The organism is Arthrobacter sp. Bi83, assembly GCF_918698095.1.
In the GTDB taxonomy this organism is placed as follows: domain Bacteria; phylum Actinomycetota; class Actinomycetes; order Actinomycetales; family Micrococcaceae; genus Arthrobacter.
The window spans coordinates 43,785-61,160 of the sequence record NZ_CAKKLY010000021.1; the positions used below are offsets into that span (position 1 = coordinate 43,785).

Here is a 17,376-nt window from a genome sequence, read left to right on the forward strand (position 1 = left end):
CTCCACCAAGGCCGCGGCGATACTGTCCGCGTCGTCCCGGGCCGGTTACTTGGCAGCTGGGATGAGGGACTCGATCAGGCCCTCGATGCGGGTCTTGATCTCGTCACGGATCGGACGGACGGCGTCGACGCCCTGGCCGGCCGGGTCTTCCAGCACCCAGTCCTCGTAGCGTTTGCCCGGGAAGTACGGGCATTCATCCCCGCAGCCCATGGTGATCACGACGTCCGATTCCTTCACGGCCTCGGTGGTGAGGACCTTCGGGACCTCGGCGGACATGTCGATGCCCGCCTCGGCCATAGCCTCGACGGCGGCGGGGTTGATCTTGTCTGCAGGCTGGGATCCGGCGGAACGGACCTCGATGGCCCCCTTGGAGAGGCTGGTCAGGAAGGCGGCGGCCATCTGGGAACGGCCGGCATTGTGCACGCACACGAAGAGGACGGAGGGCTTCTTGGCGGATTCGGTGCTCACTGTTTCTCCTGGAATCAGTTAGGGATGGGCGAGAGGGTCTGCTTGAGGTCGTCACGCCCGAAGCCTTTGCGTCGCTCATAAGATATTGATGTTGATCGATATATGGAGTATCGGACAATAGATTGATGATTGTCAATATTCACGGCGAAGCGGGTTTATTGCCGGTCCTGCCCGCCAGAGTTCGCCGTTCTGTGCCGGAGACCGCCCGGGGCTAGGCGGCGTGCATCCGGGGTGCCAGGTCGCTAATGCGGTGGGAGAGGTCGGCGAAGGCGTTCTCGAAGGCTTCCTCAGTGTTGAGCCGCAGCGGATCCGGCACCGACCAGTGGACGCCGCCGAGGCCGGTAAGTTCCTCGTGGGCGTTGTCGCACACGGTCACGACGAAGTCCCCGTCACCGGCCACCTGGTCCAGCCTCCGCGGGGAACGCTTTGCGATGGTGAGCCCATGCCGGCCTGCGACGTCGATGGCTCCCTGAGCGATGCTGTCCGCGGGGTGCGTTCCCGCCGAGGCCGATGGGATTCCACTGACCTGCGGCCAGAGGGCGGCGGCCAACTGGGACCGGGCGCTGTTCCGGGTGCAGACGAACAGCACACGCCTTGCGCCGTGTTCAACACCGGGCGCGAGGCCTTCCAGTGCACCGGCGGCAAGCCGGATATAGCTGCGGCGCCTGTCGGCCTCCGAGCGGTGGCGGGTTGCCAGGCCCGCTCCTTCCAGGGTGCGCAAATGGTGGGAAAGCAGGTTCGAGGGCATCCCCAGCTCCGCCTGCAGTTCCGTCGGAGAGACGTCCCCCAGGGTCAACAGGTCGACGATGCGCAGCCGCGCAGGATCCGCGAGGGCCGCATGCTTGGCCACCCGCGCCTGAAAAGCATCCACTGACTCAGTCTTCATTGACTCAATTTTGACTGAGTTAATTTCATCGGTCAAGCTTGGTGCCATGACTTCAAACCAGCCGCCGTTGTGGCGCCGCGCCGTCGCCGAACTGCTTGGCACGAGCTTGCTCGTGATGATCGTCGTGGGCTCGGGGATCGCGGCGCAGCAGCTCTCCCCCAATGACGTGGGCCTGCAGCTGCTGCAGAACAGCACCGCCACCGTGCTCGGTTTGACCGTGCTGATCCTGATGTTCGGGCCCGTGAGTGGGGCGCACTTCAATCCAGTGGTCTCACTCGTGGACTGGATCCTGGGCCGGCGCAGCGGCTCGGGACTGACCCTGCCGGAGTTCGGCACCTATGTGGTTGCACAGACGCTGGGTGCGATCAGCGGCAGCGTCCTCGCGAATGCCATGTTTGAGGTGGGGACCTCCATCTCCTTCAAGGACCGCGCCACCGGCGGGCATCTGCTCGGGGAAGTTGTGGCGACCGCCGGGCTCATTTTGCTGATCTTCACACTTGCCGCCACGAAGCGGGGCGTTCTTGCCGCGCCGGCGGTGGGCGCCTACATCGGAGCCGCATATTGGTTCACATCCTCGACGTCGTTCGCGAACCCCGCGGTGACAGTCGGCCGCATCTTCAGCGACACCTTCGCCGGCATCGCACCGGCCTCCGTGCCAGGCTTCGTCGTCGCGCAGCTCATTGGCGCGGCAGCAGGCCTGGGCCTCCTGCTCCTCCTGTTCCCCTCGGCAGCCCGCACCGCCGACGACGTCGTACTTCCGCACGAAGCAGAAAAGACCAGCCCCTAGCCCTGGCCGCGGCAGGCATGCGGCCTGCTCCAGGATCTCTACATTGATGAACGTCTATATTGGCGCATAATGGGGTACATGAACTTGCTGCCCATTCTCGAGCCGGCCACGGATGAATGCTGCGCGCCGGCATCGGCGCCGGCCCTGGGCCCTGAAGAGGCCAAGCAACAGGCCGTGGTCTTCAAGGCGCTGGCCGACCCGAACCGGCTCCGGCTGCTCTCCATCATCAAGGCCTCATCCTCCGGGGCGACCTGCGTGTGTGACCTGACCGATCCGCTGGACCTGAGCCAGCCCACCGTGTCCCACCACCTGAAGGTCCTGGTCGAAGCCGGACTGCTGCACCGCGAAAAGCGCGGCACCTGGGCCTACTTCTCCCTTGCCCCCGGCGCCCTGGACGACGTCGCCGGCATCCTCGCAAAGCTATGACCTTGCCCGTGGCGATCCGGGCCATGGAACCAGCCGACTCGCCGGACGTACGCCGCTCCCCGGCCCTCTGAACGAGGCACGGGGCCGGTTCCCTGCCACCTACCGCTGATTTCTTGCCTGGTGTCAGGTCACCGGGTCGATGCGGCGTACCTCGATCGGCCACAGTTTGGCCTCTCCGAATTTGCCGGCAATTTCCACGGCGCGGTCCATGTCCACGCAGTCGACGATGTAGTAGCCGGCCACGATTTCCTTCGATTCGATGAACGGACCGTCGGTCACAGAGCGCCTGCCGCCGTCCATTCTTACGAACTTCGCCTCTTCATCGAGTTCATGGGCTTCCACGAACTCTCCGGAGGCTCTGAGTTCCTTTTGCAAAGCGGGCACTTGTTCTAGCTGTATTCAGATGACGACGGGGACCCGGCAGTAGTCTCCGCCAGGCGTTTGGTAAGGTAGCGCCGCTCGACCTCGGACGGTGCGAGTTCCCGGGCCCGCTGATATTCGCGGCCGGCCTCTGTCTTTCGGCCAAGGCGCCGCAGGAGATCGGCTTTCGCGGCGGGCAGAAGGTAGTAGCCCGCCAGCGACCGTGTCAGGTCAAGCTGGTCGATAAGGGCAAGCCCTGCCTCCGGTCCTTGGGACATCGCGACGGCGACGGCACGGTTGAGCTCGATGACCGGTGACGGTGCAATCTGCGCCAGGTGGTCATAGAGCAAGGCCACCTGGCCGAAGTCTGTTGTGCCGGAACTGCTGGCTGTCATGTGGCAGGCAGCAATGGCCGCCTGGATGCGGTAACTTCCGGGCTGGGAACGGCGTGAAATGGCCATTTGATCGGCGGCCGCCAGCAGCGCCACAGCCTCTGCAACCGCGGCCCTATCCCATGATTGGCGGTCCTGCTCCTCCAGCGTCACCAAGTCCCCTGCGGCGTCTGTTCGCGTCCTTCGCCTGGCATGGTGGAACAGCATGAGCGCCAGGAGACCCAGAGCTTCTGGTTCTTGTGGGGACCCGTCGAGCAACGCAGCCAGCAACCGGGTCAGGCGAATCGCTTCCCGGACAAGCGGCTCGCGGATTAAGGAGTTGCTGCCGGTGGCCGAATAGCCTTCGTTGAACATCAGATACAGCACGGCCAGGATCCCGGCCGTGCGTTCGGATATCAGCTCCGGCGGCGGCACGCGATACGGGATGCCTGCATCCCGTATCTTGGCACGGGCCCTGACGAGCCTTTTCGACATCGTGGCTTCGGAGACAAGGAACGCGCGCGCGATCTCACCGGTCGTCAGTCCCGCGACGGTGCGCAAGGTCAACGCCACCCGGGCATCGAGCGGGAGGGCAGGGTGGCAACAGGTGTAAATCAGCCGCAACCGGTCGTCGTCGGCCGCCGGATCGCTCTCGGCCTCGCCTTCCAGCCCTTCGAGCGCAGTGAGAATAGCGAGCTCACGCACCGCCCTCTTTTCGCTGGCCGCACTCCGCATCCGGTCGATCGCCCTGTTCCTGGCAACGGTTGTCAGCCACGCCGCGGGGTTCCTCGGAATGCCGCGCATCGGCCAGTCAACCAGGGCACGCGCGAACGCATCCTGGACACAATCCTCGGCCAGGCTCCAGTCGCCCGTCACGCGAATGAGGGTTGCGGTGATTCGCGCGGTCTCCAGCGCGGAGGCGGTTTCGATGGCGGTCTGCACGTCGGAGGGCTCTGGCACCACTTCATCCCTCCCTCGATCATCAGTACAGGCCACCAGGCGGATGGCTACTCCCCGAGCGGCCACACCGGCCTGATCTCGATCTTGCCAAATCTTGCCATGGGGTGTTTGGACGCCACCTCGATAGCCTCATCGAGATCGGTACAGGCGATGATGTCATAGCCCGCGATCCATTCCTTCGTCTCGGCGAACGGCCCGTCCGAGACGACCACTTCGCCCGCGCGCACCGTGACGGTGGTTGCGTCCTCGACAGGGCGCAGCCTGTCACCGTGGCGGCTGACGCCCCTGGCCTCCATTTCGGCCCCCCATTCGACGATGTTGTCCTCCGCTGCCACATATTTCGGCGCTGTGGGATCGCTACAGATAAACAGCATGTACTCCACGATGACTCCTTCTTTAGAGGTTGATACACCAGTACGACGACCGGGATGTCGCCAAAAGGACAGTGGGTGAGAAATTCTTTTGAGGTCGGCACGGGTCGTGTCGCCATCCCCCTCTCAGAGGCGGGGGTCCAGGTCAGCGGCGTAGAACTGTCTCACGCGATGATCGCCCGTCTACGTGAGAAGGTCGGAGAGGACCAGATTCCCGTTGTTCAGGGCGACATGACCGAGGCAGCGGCGGATGGGCGGGATGCACGGATCGGACGGACACCACACCGGTACATCTGGCCCAGCGAGCTCGATCTCATGGCGCGGCTAGCCGGGTTTGAACTGGAATCCAGGTGGGCGGGCTGGGACCGCAGCGACTTCACCGCGGAGTCTCCCAGTCACGTGTCTGTATACCGGCTCTCCGCACGCTGAGGGTCCCTACCGGGAGTGGTGTTCGCGTACGCGGTCGAGCCACTCCGTGGTCAGCGCCTTGATGAGGCCGGGCTGTTCGTGCGGCAACGCATGGCCGGCGCGGTCGAGCACGGCGAATGTGGCCCGCGGATAGTGCTCGAGCAGATCCCATTGGCTGGCGTATCCCACCGTGGAGTCCTGGCGCCCGGCGACTATAAGGACGGGGCAGGGGTACGGTGGGCCCTCCTCAGGACTGGTGCTGAGCCGCCAATGTTGGCCGATCCGCTCGAGGCCGGCTTCGTCGACCAAACCAAGGGCGGGGACCACGTACTCCTTGTATCGCTCCAGCGTGGCCTGCGTCTGCACGACGAAGTAGTCGCGGAACACACTCTCCTCGGCCGGGCCGAGCGTCCGGCCCGGATCCACCGAGGCGTTCAAGACCTGGTGCGCAGGCAAATCCCTCACGTTCTCGCCCAGCGGACAGATCAGCGCGAGCCCTGCCACCTGCTCCGGGCGCCTGCCGGCGATGGCTCGGGCATAGTACGCGCCTGCGGAATGGCCCATGAGCCGGAACTGCCCGGCACCGACCACACCGTCGACGAACGCGAGCAAGAGGTCCAGAACGTCCTCGGCGCTATTGAGCGTGACCGACGCCGGCGTCTGCCCCATGCCCGGCAGGTCCGGGTAAATGCGCCGAAAATTGGATAGCCCGCCAAATATCGGCTCCATGGCACCGACCATCTCCCGGTGATCCACGCCCGCACCATGCAGCATCAGGACCGGAACCCCGTCACCGTGCTCGACATAATGGACTGGTATTTCACGTGCTTTGTACTCCACAAAGTCAGCTTAATCCGGGCCCTTCGCTAAAGGGCGTCGTTGGGTCAGACCGGGAAACCGCTTCCGCCCCGCCGTTGGTAGTCTTTAGCCGACTATCGCCTTTCACCAGACATCACTTGAGGTGCGAACCATGACCGCGACGACACGCCCTCCGGGCACCGTCCTTCTTGCCGGTGCCACCGGCGATCTCGGCGGGCGGATCCTGCGGAATCTGGTCGACCTTGGCGCCACCGTTCGCGTCCTGACACGACAAGAGACCAGCACGGCGCGGATTGCCGAGCTACGCGCCGTGGGCGCCGAGGTGATTCAGGCGGATTACGACGATCCGGACGGGCTCCGAAGGGCCTGCACGGATGTTGACTGCGTGGTCTCTGCGATCAACGGTCTCGACAGCGCAATCCTTGGTTCCCAGTCGCGCTTGCTGGAGGCGGCGGCCGCGGTGGGTTCGCGTCGCTTCATCCCTTCCGACTTCTCCATCGATTACCGTGGTATCCGGCCTCGAAGCAACCGGAACTTACAGCTCCGCAGAGACTTCGCACGGGAACTGGACGCGACCGAAATCCGGGCCACATCCATCCTTAGCGGCGCCTTCACCGACATGCTCTCCGGGCAGGCACCAATGATCCTGCTCTCCCTGCACCGTGTGCTCTTTTGGTCCGACCCCGACCAGGTGCTCGATTTCACTACCAAGGACGACACGGCCACCTACACTGCCGCCGCCGCCCTCGACGAGCGGGCGCCCCGTGTCCTCCAGATCGCCGGGGACCAGGTCACGGCAAGGACCTTGGCATCGACGATGACCGACCTGACCGGCACACAATTCCGGCTCCTCTACGCGGGCAGTTTTGGTTCCCTGACTACTATGAGCCGGGCAGTCAGAGCCCTCATGCCGGCCTCTACCGAGCCGTTCCCGCCGTGGCAGGGCATGCAGTACTTCGCCAGCATGTTCAGCGGTGACGCGAATCTGCGTCACATCAACAACGACCGGTACGGCAGCCGGAGATGGACGACCGCCCGGGACGTCCTGGAGCAGCACCGTCAGCAGAGTTGACCGGACCCGAGGCGCGCTGGGCCAAGGGTCCTGGTAGTCCTGGTTCAAGCAGTCACGCCGATCCTGAACCGGACTGCACCTTCACCCGCTGGTCCCCGGCGCGCGTAAGTCCACCGGGACTCCCTGGCGTAGGCCGATAGAGTAGGTTCAGAATTGGTCGGGGGGACCACATGACTTCACGCCATTGCCTTGTTATCGAAGACGACCAGGACATCCGTGACCTGCTCTGCATGATCCTTACCGGAATGGGGTTCGTCGTTCACGCCGAAACCACCGGCACGGCAGGACTCCGGGCAGCCGGAACACTGGACCTAGCCCTCATCACGCTGGATCTGGGCCTTCCGGACCTCAGCGGCCTGGACGCGGCGCGTGGCCTGCGGACACTCTCGAAGGCACCGATCCTCATGATCACCGCGTGGGCAGAACCTGGTGATGAGATCGACGGCATGGCTGCCGGCGCAGACGCGTACCTCGCCAAACCCTTCCGCCCTCACATGCTCAGAGAACTGGTACAGCGGCTCTGCCCACCAGAGCACCACGATGCCCCGCCGTCGCGAGCCGAAGACACCGCCACGGGATCACCGGCCTAGGTTAGGGGCACACTTGGTGTCATGGCTGATTCTGAAGCAGTGACAACTCAGCGTTCGACGGTTGAGGATTGGACGCGCGCATTGGCGGAATCCGCCGGTTCGCCGGGCGGCGGGGCCGGGGCGGGATTGATGCTTGCCATCGCCGCGTCACTGACATCGATGGTGGCCGGATATACGGAAGCTGAGGAGCACCAGCGCGGGGAACTCGCCAATGTTCACGCGCGGGCGCGCTCACTCCGGGAAGTCGCCCTTCGACTGGCCGATGACGACGCGTCAGCCTCTAAAGCTTTCGGCGCCGCGTTTCGGCTGGAACTGGGGCCGGAACGCGAGGACGCCATACACCGGGCATCCGTCGTCGCCGCCAAGGCATCTGCCGTGCTCGGCAAGCGAGCCATCGATGCCATCGGAGATCTGGGGTGGCTTGCTTCCAACGGTAACCCGGCGCTTATCGCCGATATCGTCGTCGCGTTCGGTGCCCTGAGGGCAGCGGTGACAGGGGCGCGCACAAACGTGAGTTTCGATCTCGCGGCGCTCACCTCCGCGGGCTCCACCCTCGAGGAGGTTCGGGAACAGCACCCGGCCCTGTGGGAGACCGTCGAGCACCTCAACGCCGCGCTCGATCGGATAGACGGGCTGACCGCCGAGATAGACCACAGGGCCGCTCCCACCGACGCCGTCTGACGCGGCGCACGCCCGGGCGTCTGGCCCGACGGCGTGACAGAGCCGGACGACGTCGTAGCTGAAGTGGTTTCCGATCACGCAGTTGTTGGCCCCGGCGACACGCCGCAGGAAGTGGTTGGAACCCATCAGGTTCTCCGTGACAAGGCGGTGCCTGCCACTGCTGCGGACACCGTGAAGGCGCGTAGGACACTCCGGCGGCTTATCTCCGGGGTGGGTTTCATGTGTCTCTTGGAATTGGTGACGAGAGGACCCGAGGTTCCCCGACTGAGCGTGCGAAAGCTTGGGAGAGGCACGAACGCGAAGGATGGTCTGCGGGGCGCACAACATGCGGCGTTTTGCCAAAATGTGCCAAAACGATTTGTCGTCAGTTGTGGCTTACTGTATGGCGGCTTCCATAGCCTCGTCAAGGGTCCACAAGATTTCAAATGTGATGCTTGACACGCATCCGCCGCGGGCCCTAATCTGATGCCAAGTCGATTTGGCAAAACGGTTTTTCACTGAGACTTGAAGTTTCCAAGCCACCACCCCAACCGTAGATTCCGTTCAAAAGAAAGGGAGTCGACAGCGATGTCCTCTCGAACCACGATTTCCCGGATCACCGCCATTGGCGGCCTGTCCACCGCGGTGCTTCTGGCAGCAACCGCCTGCGGCGCGGGGGGCCCGGCAGCGACGTCGGGTAGCGCCACGAGCACCGTCAACGTCCTCGTCGAGGCCGGCGGCCACGCCGAACTGACAGGCGTCGCCGAACAGTGCAAGAAAGATACAGGCGTTAGCGCCAACTTCGTCGAACTGCCTTATGACGGCATGTTCAACAGGCTCTCAAGCGAGTTCTCCTCCGGCAACGTCTCCTTCGACGTCGCCGCGCTCGACTCCGTCTGGCTTCCCAGCTTCAAGGACGCGGTCCAGCCCATTGACGAGCTCTTCACCGACGAGGCGAAAAAGGACATCTTCCCCGCGCTCGTGAAGGAAGCGAACGTGGACGGGCACTTTATCGGCATGCCGGCCTGGACCAACGCGGAAATCATCCTGTACCGCAAGGACCTGTTCGACGATGCCAAGAACAAGGCCGACTTCAAGGCCAAGTACGGTTACGACCTCGCCGCTCCGACCACGTGGAAGCAATACCAGGACATCTCCGAATTCTTCACGAAGGACGGCATGTACGGCACTGACGTGAAGGGCGGTGTCGAAACCGAATGGCTGGCCCACGTCCTCCAGGCCGGTTCCCCGATGGTCCTCGATGAGAACAACAACGTCGTGATCGACAACGCCGCGCACAAGGACGCGCTCGACTTCTATACCAGCCTGGTCAAGTCCGCCCCTCCCGGCGCCGCTCAGGTCGACTGGGCAGCAGCGCAGAACCTGTTCAACCAGGGCAAGACCGCGATGACCCGGTTCTGGGCCCACGCCTACCGCCAGATCCCCAAGGATTCCCCGGTCGCGGGCAAGGTCGGCGCCGCTCCCATGATCGGCGGCTCCGCCGGCGTTGCCGGTGTTCCAGGCCCTTGGTACCTCTCCGTGCCCAAGGCAACCAAGAACAGCGACGCTGCCAAGAAATTCATCAAGTGCGCCTATGACCACAACGACCTGGGCATCGAATCCAGCCTCGGCCTGGCCTCCCGCATCTCGGCCTTCGAGAAGTACCAGGACAAGGCCGGCTACGAGAGCTTCAAGCCACTCATCGAGACCCTCAAGGGCCAGGCAACGGCCACGCGTCCCGCCACGGCCAAATGGCAGCAGATCGTGGACACCGCCTTGGTTCCCATGCTGCAGAAAGCCGTAGCCGGAGGCGACTCCGCCACTCTCCTGGCCGCAGCGAAAAAGCAGATCCAGGACCTCCTCAAGTAAGATTCCGCGGCCGGCGCTCGAACACAAGTGCCGGCCGCGGCCCCAACCATCGGAAGAGAAAACCGTGCGTATCTCCGATCGCCGCTTCGCCCTGTACCTTATGGCGCCGGCGGCCCTGTTCCTGGCAGTATTTGTGGCCTACCCGCTGTTCCGCCTAGTGGCAGACAGCCTCTTCAAGATCTCCCCGATCGCCGGGGGCCCCCGCGACTTCGTCGGCTTGGACAACTATGTCCGTGCCTTCGCCTCCGAAGCATTCGTGGGCGCCGGCTGGCGCACCCTGGCCTACACCTTCGTGGTGGTCGCCCTCGAGTTCGCCCTTGGGCTTGGAATGGCCCTTCTGTTCACGGCCCTTGGCCGCAAATCCGAGGTTTGGCGGACGGTATTCCTCTACCCGCTGATGATCGCGCCCATCGTCGCCGGCCTGTTGTGGAAATTTCTGATGATCGACAACTTCGGGCTCATCGGCACACTCCTGCACCAGGCGGGAATCCTGCAGAACCCCAACCAGATCGGCTGGCTGTCAGACCCAGGAATCGTCCTCTTCTCGGTAGCCGTCCCGGACATCTGGCTTACCACCTCCTTCATGTGCCTCGTCCTCTTCGCCGGCCTCCAGAATATCCCCGGCGACCTTATCGAGGCGGCCCGGCTCGACGGCGCCAAGGCCCCCACCCTCCTGTTCAGCATCATCCTGCCGCTCCTGCGCCCCGTCATCGCAGTGGCATTGGTTGTGCGCGGCATCGACGCAGCCAGGGCCTTTGACACCATCCTTATCCAGACCAACGGCGGCCCGCAGTCCGCATCCGAAACCATGAGCCTGCTGATCTACCGCACCATGATCCGCTTCGGCGATCCGGGACTGGCCAGCGCCATGGGCACCATCTACCTGCTGGCCATGCTGGGCGTCGCGTTCTTCGCCGTCGCTACCATCTGGCGCCCAGGGAAGGACAACTGATGAGCACCGCCGAAACCCCCATCAACGACCGCTTTGCCGCTGAGGCGGCAGCCTCCCGCCCCCGGCACTCAGGCGTCGTCTCTGCCATCCTGGCCACCGGCACCAAGTCGTCCGGTGCCACTGCCGGCGCTGCCCCCACCAGAGCCCTCCCGGCCGAGCCGGTGTTGCTTACTCCGGCAGCCTCGGGCACGGGCCGTCCCCGACGCAGGAATCACCACGCCGAAGGCCTGGAAGCCGGCAAACGCAGTACCCGCATCCTGCTGTGGATCGTCCTTGCAGCCGCGATGGTCCTCTACGGGTTCCCATTCCTCTACCTGCTGTTCACTTCCTTCAAGACGCCGATCGACACCATCGCGGTGCCGCCCACGATCCTTCCCAAGGAATGGACGCTGGAGAACTACGCCAACGCCCTGGGCCGCAACGGAGTTCTGGCCTCGTTCATCAACAGCGTGCAGACGGCCGTCATCAGCACGGTCCTGTCCCTCGCCCTGGCCATTCCGGCCGCGTACGGCATCACCCGCTACAAAACACCGAGCGGGCGGGTGTTCATCATGGCAGCACTTGTAACCCGCATGGTGCCGCCGGTGGCCATCGGCATCCCCTTGGCTTCCATGATGGCCTCCGCGGGGCTGGCCGATACCCCTATCGCTCTCTCCATCGCCCACACGACGATCTCGCTGCCACTGTCCATCTGGCTCATGTCCAGCTTCTTCGAAGCCGTTCCCAATGACCTTGAAGAGGCCGCGACGGTGGATGGGTGCAGCAGGCTCGGGGCCCTGTGGCGGGTCGTGATCCCGGTGGTGTCAGGTGGCATCGCGGTCACCGCGATCTTCGCCTTCCTCGCCTCCTGGAACGAGTTCCTCTTCGCCCTCCTCATGACCGCCATCCGGTCCCAGACCACCCCGGTGGTCATCGCAAACTTCCAGACCCAGTTCGGCCTGGACTGGGGATCCATGACGGCGCTGGCCGCCGTGTACTCCATCCCGGTCATCCTCCTCACGCTTCTCTTGCAGCGCAAGATCGTCGCAGGCATGACGCTCGGCGCCGTCAAGGGCTGAAAAACCCAACTGGAAAGGCACTAGTACCAGACCGGAAAGCACGCGGACCATGCCGAACTGCCACGCGTTGAGGACAGGCTTCCGCGCCGCTGGCCGGAGCACGGGCTCAGGGACGAAGAAGCCGCACGTAGAATCAGCACCAACACCATGAGGACGTGGGAGAGCAATGACCAACAGATCAGTCGGCATCAAGGACGTGGCGGCCGCAGCCGGGGTCTCTGTCACGACCGTCTCCCACGTCCTCAATGACGTTGCCTACGCCCGGGTGGGCGCGGGAACGAGGGAACGCGTCCACGAAGCGGCCCAACGGCTGGGTTACGGGCCCAACCGGCTCGCCCAGGCCCTGCGCACCCAACGCTCCGGGATGATCGGGTTCATCAGCGAGGAAATCGCCACCACCCCCCACGCAGGCAGGATCATCCTCGGAGCCGAGGAAACGGCGCGGGCCCGCGGCTACAACATCATGATCATCAACTCCACCAGCACCAGCTCCCAAGACTCCAGGGAAAGCGATGTCGCCGATCTGCTGGACAGGCAGGTGGACGGCATCCTGTACGCCACGATGTATCACCGGAAGCTGGAAGTCCCCAAGAACCTGGCCGCACTGCCAGCAGTCCTGGTGGACTCCGAAGACATCAGCCAAACTGTTTCCTCCGTCATCCCCGACGAACTGGGCGGTGCAAGGTCGGCCGTGCGAACCCTGATCGACGCCGGGCACACCCGGATCGGCATGCTCAACAACACCGACGACGTGCCGGCAACCCACTCCCGGCTCAAGGCCTTCAAGGACACGCTGGCAGATGCCGGGCTGCCGTTCCACCAAGAACTGGTCCAGTCCGAGCATTCCGAGGTGCCCGGGGGCTACCAGGCGGCTCTGCGCCTCCTGAAACCCCAAAGCCGGCCCACGGCGGTCTTCTGCTACAACGACCGGATGGCCATGGGCGCCTACCGGGCGGCGGCGGAACTGGGCCTGAAGATCCCGGAGGATGTTTCCTTCGTCGGTTTTGATAACCAGCAACTCATCGCCGAAAACCTCTACCCTGCGCTGACAACAGTCGCGCTCCCCCACTACGAAATGGGCGCGTGGGCAACCGAAAACCTGATCGACGCCATCGAGGGAAAAGCTGACCTGCAGCTGTTTGCGGCTCACCCGACCGTTTTGCCATGTCCCTTGGTCCTTCGCGATTCCGTCGCCGCCCCAAAACATGAGGACCCTTCCAGTAGAGCGACACGGGACTCGCCTACACACGCCAACACCTGACCTCGAGCGCGTCCAGTAAAGGACGCGCCCAACCCTCCAAGGACCTCAAATGAACAGCACCCCAGTTCCCCCACGCCCTGAAACGGATGTCGTCGTCGTCGGCGAGGCCATAATCGACATCATTGACACCGCCGCAGGGCCCGTCGAGTTTCCAGGCGGATCGGGGATGAACGTCGCGTTCGGACTCGGCCGGCTAGGCGTCAGCACCGCATTTCTCACCGCACTGGGCAGGGATGAACGCGGCAGGAACATCCGCCGCCACCTGGACACCGCGGGAGTGCGCCTGCTTCCGGGAGCCGAACACCTCAACCGCACATCGACCGCCAGGGCGCTTCTGGACAGCACCGGTTCCGTGGAGTACGAATTCGACTTCGAATGGAACCTCCCCCAAATCAGCCCTGCTTTCCTCCCCAAGGTGCTGCATACGGGGTCACTGGCCTCCTTCATGGAACCCGGAGCAACCCAAGTCCGGTCCTTGCTGGAACTGTTCTCCGGCCGCTGTTTGATCACATACGACCCCAACATCCGCCCGACACTGCTCCACAGCCACACTGAAGCACTCAGGACCTTCGAACACACAGTTGCCCTGGCCACCATGGTGAAGCTCAGTACGGACGATACCCGGTGGCTCTACCCCGGCACGTCCCCTCACGATGTCGCGCGGCGGCTGCTTGATCTCGGGACAGAACTGGCAATCATCACTGATGGCGCCTCCGGCTCCTATCTGCGTTCGAATGCCGCCGAGATCGAAGTGCCGGCACCGCCAGTGGTCGTCAAAGATACTGTCGGCGCAGGCGACTCCTACATGTCCTCGCTTATCGCGGGCCTCATAGAGGACCCCGAGGACTGTTTCGACTACGGCAAGCTCACCCGCCTGGGAACAGCCGCCTCGCTGGCTGCGGCAGTAACTGTCGGACGGCACGGGGCGAACCCGCCGACGCGGGCAGAACTGATCGACTCTCTGGAACTGGCCCAAACGTCCCGAAAGAACTCCGATGACTGAAACAACAACGCACCCTGCCGGCCCCGCCGAAGACACCGCCCTTAATATCCGGCCGATACTTCACTACACAGCCAAGAACACTTGGCTGAACGACCCCAACGGACTCGTGTGGCACCGGGGCGTCTACCATCTGTTCTACCAAAACAACCCCTTCGACAACGTCTGGGGCAACATGTCCTGGGGGCACGCCACCTCAACCGACCTTCTGCACTGGACAGAACATCCGGTTGCCATCGCCTGCGACGAGGAAGAAGACGTCTTTTCCGGCAGCATCGTGGTGGACCACGACAATACGTCGGGATTCGGCACAGTGGAAGATCCGGCCTTGGTGGCCATCTACACGAGCGCCTTCAAGGAAGGCTCAGTGCACCAAGGGACGCAAGCCCAGTCTCTCGCGTTCTCCACGGACGCCGGCATGACGTGGAGCAAATACGCAGGCAACCCGGTGCTTGGCCGCGGTTCGGCCCATTTCCGGGACCCCAAGGTGTTCAGCTACGAGGGACCGGCCGGTTCCTGCTGGGTCATGGTGGCGGTGGAGGCCCAGCACCAGCAGGTTGTGCTGTACCGCTCGGCCAACCTCAAGGACTGGGAATACCTGAGCACCTTCGGCCCTGCAAACGCCACAGGAGGCGAATGGGAATGCCCCGACCTGTTCCCGCTCCCCGTCGACGGAGACCCGGACAGCGTCAAGTGGGTCCTGGTGGTCAATATCAACCCGGGTGCCGTGGCCGGCGGCTCGGGAGGGCAGTACTTCGTCGGCGACTTCGATGGGGTGCAGTTCACCGCCGACTTTGATTCGCTCGTTCCAGCGGATGCCGACGGGACCACGGATCTCAGACACTGCCTGTGGCTCGACTGGGGACGTGACTACTACGCCGCCGTCTCCTTCAGCAATGCCCCGGAGAACCGCCGCATCATGATCGGCTGGATGAACAACTGGGACTATGCAAACTCCTTGCCCACGTCTCCGTGGCGCTCCGAGATGTCGCTCGCCCGCGAGGTCGAGCTCGCGACGGTGGACGGTTTGCCGCGCCTGGTGCAGCGCCCGGTGCTGCCGTTGGACTGTGGGGAGCCGGCCCGCACCATCCAGGACGTGGAACTTCACGACTCCCTGTTGCAACTGCCCGACGCGACGCCCGGATCAGCCCAGCTGATCGAGGCCGAGATCCTGCCCGGCACGGCACGGACCGTTGCTTTCAGGCTTCTCGGCGCATCGGGCGGGACCGCCGCAACGGTTCTCAGCTTCGATGCCGTTACGAGCCGGCTAACCCTGGATCGCCGCAACTCCGGAAACACCGCCTTCCACGGAAAGTTCGCGTCGGCTGAGTCGGCGCCGGTGAAGCTCGACGGCGGCGTGCTAAGGCTCCGTGTAATCGTCGACCACTGCTCGGTGGAGGTTTTCGCCCAAGGCGGCAGGGTTGTCTTAAGCGATCTGGTGTTCCCCGTGTCCGGGAACCTGGGCACCGAAGTGTGCGTGGAGGGCGGCACGGCCATTGTGCGGAAACTGGCCGTTACGGCCTTGTCCTAGAGAAACCACAACACAAAGGGAAGAACCTATGTCAAGCAACAACTACTACGACGTGACTACGTGGCCCGTCGGCAATCCGTCCGAGGACGTCGGTGAAGTGATCAACAGCATCATCGCTGACATCAAGGACCGGCAGACCGTCAGCGATGCGAACAACGGAGGAAAGCCAGGCGCGGTGATCTACATTCCGCCCGGGGACTACCACCTTCGTACGCAGGTGGTCATCGACGTCAGCTTCCTCAGGATCCATGGCTCGGGACACGGCTTTACGTCGTCGAGCATCCGGTTCAACGTTCCCGAAGACGAATGGCCCGACTTGCATGAGCTGTGGCCCGGAGGGAGCCGCATTATCGTCGACATTCCCCTCGGCGGAGACGGGGAGGAATCCAAGGGAGCCGCCTTCTACGTTGAGCGAAGCGGGAGCCCGCGGATCAGCTCGGTCGAGTTCTCCAACTTCTGCATCGACGGGTTGCACTTCAACTCGGATGGCTCGGGGATGCATCCGGAGAACACGTACGTCAACGGCAAGACCGGTATCTATGTCGCGAACGCCAATGACTCATTCCGCGTAAACGGCATGGGGTTCGTCTACCTCGAGAACGCACTCACTATCTACAACGCGGACGCGCTTTCCATTCACGACAACTTCATCGCTGAATGCGGAAGCTGCATCGAGCTGCGCGGGTGGGGACAGGCATCAAAGATCACCGACAACTTGGTCGGAGCAGGCTTCAAGGGTCACTCGATCTACGCCGAGAACCATGGCGGGCTCCTGATAACCGCGAACAACGTCTTCCCCCGTGGTGCGAGCAGCGTCCATCTCGACGGCGTCACGCGTTCAAGCGTCACCAACAACCGTTTGCATTCGTTCTACCCCGGGATGCTGATTCTCGCAGCGAATAGTTCGGAAAACCTCGTGGCCACGAATCACTTCTTGCGTGACCATGAGCCCTGGACGCCCTTCCTGGGAGTCGACAACGGACTGAACGACCTCAACGGACTTCTTTGTGTCAGCGGCAGCAACAACTCTGTTGTCGGCAATCACTTCTCCCAGATCATCGACTCACAGAGCATCCGGCCGGCAGGTGCGACGCCTGTCATCATCCGGCTGATGGCGGGGGTTGGCAACTTCGTCTCCAACAACCACGTCGTGGCGATGGACGTTCACTCCAAGTCAAGTGACTCCTGCTTCTCGGCTCAGGTGGATGCTCTGTTGACGACCGAGGCTTCGGAAGTCCTCGCCGTTACGGCCGTCATGGTCGATTCCGAATCAGCTCGCAATACGATCCTTGATTCCGGAAGTGACGCCCAAGTTATCGCAGACAGGGCTGTCAACGCCTTTAGGGCCACTCCCACGGTCGGTTTCTAAGGGCGGCACATGCACTTGTGGCCCAGTAACCCGCTCAGGCCCGCGGGAGTCTGTGGCCACGGCCTCCCAGGGTAGCGGCGAGGAAATATGAGGAGAGAATGTCTTCGGCCTGCGGGTACCGTCCACGACCTCGCGCTTGTTCGAGGTGGACACGACTG

General features: G+C 63.5%; 18 protein-coding genes and 1 pseudogene. 13 read left to right on the plus strand and 6 right to left on the minus strand.

Translation table 11 applies throughout. The annotated features are described in order from the left end of the window. Nucleotides 1-45 precede the first annotated feature (45 nt). Both LQ144_RS11735 and LQ144_RS11740 read right to left on the minus strand, forming a co-directional pair. On the minus strand, nt 46-468 hold the full coding sequence (locus LQ144_RS11735) for an arsenate reductase ArsC (protein ID WP_230118880.1): 423 nt from the start codon (nt 466-468) through the stop codon (nt 46-48). Between the two features lie 211 nt (nt 469-679). Continuing rightward, nucleotides 680-1,354, minus strand: a complete 675-nt coding sequence (locus LQ144_RS11740) for a helix-turn-helix domain-containing protein (RefSeq protein ID WP_230118881.1) — start codon at nt 1,352-1,354, stop codon at nt 680-682. A 46-nt stretch (nt 1,355-1,400) separates the two neighbouring features. Here LQ144_RS11740 and LQ144_RS11745 point away from each other — a divergent pair, with 46 nt between their 5' ends. Continuing rightward, on the plus strand, nt 1,401-2,141 hold the full coding sequence (locus LQ144_RS11745; protein ID WP_230118882.1) for an MIP/aquaporin family protein: 741 nt from the start codon (nt 1,401-1,403) through the stop codon (nt 2,139-2,141). Between the two features lie 78 nt (nt 2,142-2,219). Next, the gene (locus LQ144_RS11750; protein ID WP_230118883.1) at nt 2,220-2,567 is read left to right on the plus strand and encodes a metalloregulator ArsR/SmtB family transcription factor; all 348 of its coding nucleotides are present in this window, start codon (nt 2,220-2,222) and stop codon (nt 2,565-2,567) included. 123 nt (nt 2,568-2,690) lie between these two features. Here LQ144_RS11750 and LQ144_RS11755 read toward each other — a convergent pair whose 3' ends face one another. From LQ144_RS11755 to LQ144_RS11765, 3 genes are all read right to left on the minus strand, one after another. Then, nucleotides 2,691-2,951 (minus strand): YciI family protein, encoded by a 261-nt coding sequence (locus LQ144_RS11755; RefSeq protein ID WP_230118884.1) that lies wholly within the window; start codon nt 2,949-2,951, stop codon nt 2,691-2,693. Between the two features lie 5 nt (nt 2,952-2,956). Then, a complete protein-coding gene (locus tag LQ144_RS11760) occupies nt 2,957-4,240 on the minus strand; it encodes an RNA polymerase sigma factor (RefSeq protein WP_230118885.1) in 1,284 nt (427 codons plus the stop codon). Nucleotides 4,241-4,305: 65 nt separating this feature from the next. Continuing rightward, on the minus strand, nt 4,306-4,632 hold the full coding sequence (locus LQ144_RS11765; protein WP_354962143.1) for a YciI family protein: 327 nt from the start codon (nt 4,630-4,632) through the stop codon (nt 4,306-4,308). A gap of 93 nt (nt 4,633-4,725) precedes the next feature. On the opposite strand from LQ144_RS11765, the pseudogene LQ144_RS11770 reads away from it, so the two are divergent. Next, nucleotides 4,726-5,058 (plus strand): annotated as a pseudogene (locus LQ144_RS11770) (methyltransferase domain-containing protein); the annotation flags it as partial. 6 nt (nt 5,059-5,064) lie between these two features. Here LQ144_RS11770 and LQ144_RS11775 read toward each other — a convergent pair. Next, nucleotides 5,065-5,877, minus strand: coding sequence for an alpha/beta hydrolase (locus LQ144_RS11775; RefSeq protein WP_230118887.1), 813 nt, complete (start codon nt 5,875-5,877; stop codon nt 5,065-5,067). 130 nt (nt 5,878-6,007) lie between these two features. Here LQ144_RS11775 and LQ144_RS11780 point away from each other — a divergent pair, with 130 nt between their 5' ends. From LQ144_RS11780 to LQ144_RS11825, 10 genes are all read left to right on the plus strand, one after another. After that, complete coding sequence (locus tag LQ144_RS11780) at nt 6,008-6,928, plus strand: NmrA family NAD(P)-binding protein (RefSeq protein WP_230118888.1); 921 nt, start codon at nt 6,008-6,010, stop codon at nt 6,926-6,928. 170 nt (nt 6,929-7,098) lie between these two features. Then, nucleotides 7,099-7,518: a response regulator gene (locus LQ144_RS11785; protein WP_230118889.1), complete on the plus strand. Its 420-nt coding sequence runs from the start codon at nt 7,099-7,101 to the stop codon at nt 7,516-7,518. Nucleotides 7,519-7,539: 21 nt separating this feature from the next. Further along, the gene (locus LQ144_RS11790; protein WP_230118890.1) at nt 7,540-8,199 is read left to right on the plus strand and encodes a cyclodeaminase/cyclohydrolase family protein; all 660 of its coding nucleotides are present in this window, start codon (nt 7,540-7,542) and stop codon (nt 8,197-8,199) included. Nucleotides 8,200-8,766: 567 nt separating this feature from the next. After that, on the plus strand, nt 8,767-10,047 hold the full coding sequence (locus LQ144_RS11795; RefSeq protein WP_230118891.1) for an extracellular solute-binding protein: 1,281 nt from the start codon (nt 8,767-8,769) through the stop codon (nt 10,045-10,047). Between the two features lie 64 nt (nt 10,048-10,111). Continuing rightward, complete coding sequence (locus LQ144_RS11800) at nt 10,112-10,999, plus strand: sugar ABC transporter permease (protein ID WP_230118892.1); 888 nt, start codon at nt 10,112-10,114, stop codon at nt 10,997-10,999. Between the two features lie 164 nt (nt 11,000-11,163). After that, nucleotides 11,164-12,057, plus strand: coding sequence for a carbohydrate ABC transporter permease (locus tag LQ144_RS11805; protein WP_230118911.1), 894 nt, complete (start codon nt 11,164-11,166; stop codon nt 12,055-12,057). A gap of 166 nt (nt 12,058-12,223) precedes the next feature. Further along, entirely contained in the window at nt 12,224-13,318 is a 1,095-nt protein-coding gene (locus LQ144_RS11810; RefSeq protein ID WP_230118893.1) for a LacI family DNA-binding transcriptional regulator, read from the plus strand. A gap of 49 nt (nt 13,319-13,367) precedes the next feature. After that, nucleotides 13,368-14,321, plus strand: coding sequence for a carbohydrate kinase (locus LQ144_RS11815; RefSeq protein ID WP_230118894.1), 954 nt, complete (start codon nt 13,368-13,370; stop codon nt 14,319-14,321). Beyond that, on the plus strand, nt 14,314-15,849 hold the full coding sequence (locus LQ144_RS11820; protein WP_230118895.1) for a glycoside hydrolase family 32 protein: 1,536 nt from the start codon (nt 14,314-14,316) through the stop codon (nt 15,847-15,849). The genes LQ144_RS11815 and LQ144_RS11820 overlap by 8 nt, the downstream gene beginning before the upstream one ends. 28 nt (nt 15,850-15,877) lie before the next feature. Next, a complete protein-coding gene (locus tag LQ144_RS11825; protein ID WP_230118896.1) occupies nt 15,878-17,218 on the plus strand; it encodes a NosD domain-containing protein in 1,341 nt (446 codons plus the stop codon). Nucleotides 17,219-17,376: the final 158 nt, after the last annotated feature.

What these genes read in the sequence shown, in the direction of transcription:
- LQ144_RS11740 (WP_230118881.1), bottom strand. Translation starts at nt 1,354, where the DNA reads ATGAAGACTGAGTCAGTGGATGCTTTTCAGGCGCGGGTGGCCAAGCAT.
- LQ144_RS11745 (WP_230118882.1), top strand. Translation starts at nt 1,401, where the DNA reads ATGACTTCAAACCAGCCGCCGTTGTGGCGCCGCGCCGTCGCCGAACTG.
- LQ144_RS11750 (WP_230118883.1), top strand. Translation starts at nt 2,220, where the DNA reads ATGAACTTGCTGCCCATTCTCGAGCCGGCCACGGATGAATGCTGCGCG.
- LQ144_RS11765 (WP_354962143.1), bottom strand. Translation starts at nt 4,632, where the DNA reads ATGCTGTTTATCTGTAGCGATCCCACAGCGCCGAAATATGTGGCAGCG.
- LQ144_RS11780 (WP_230118888.1), top strand. Translation starts at nt 6,008, where the DNA reads ATGACCGCGACGACACGCCCTCCGGGCACCGTCCTTCTTGCCGGTGCC.
- LQ144_RS11785 (WP_230118889.1), top strand. Translation starts at nt 7,099, where the DNA reads ATGACTTCACGCCATTGCCTTGTTATCGAAGACGACCAGGACATCCGT.
- LQ144_RS11790 (WP_230118890.1), top strand. Translation starts at nt 7,540, where the DNA reads ATGGCTGATTCTGAAGCAGTGACAACTCAGCGTTCGACGGTTGAGGAT.
- LQ144_RS11795 (WP_230118891.1), top strand. Translation starts at nt 8,767, where the DNA reads ATGTCCTCTCGAACCACGATTTCCCGGATCACCGCCATTGGCGGCCTG.
- LQ144_RS11810 (WP_230118893.1), top strand. Translation starts at nt 12,224, where the DNA reads ATGACCAACAGATCAGTCGGCATCAAGGACGTGGCGGCCGCAGCCGGG.
- LQ144_RS11815 (WP_230118894.1), top strand. Translation starts at nt 13,368, where the DNA reads ATGAACAGCACCCCAGTTCCCCCACGCCCTGAAACGGATGTCGTCGTC.
- LQ144_RS11820 (WP_230118895.1), top strand. Translation starts at nt 14,314, where the DNA reads ATGACTGAAACAACAACGCACCCTGCCGGCCCCGCCGAAGACACCGCC.
- LQ144_RS11825 (WP_230118896.1), top strand. Translation starts at nt 15,878, where the DNA reads ATGTCAAGCAACAACTACTACGACGTGACTACGTGGCCCGTCGGCAAT.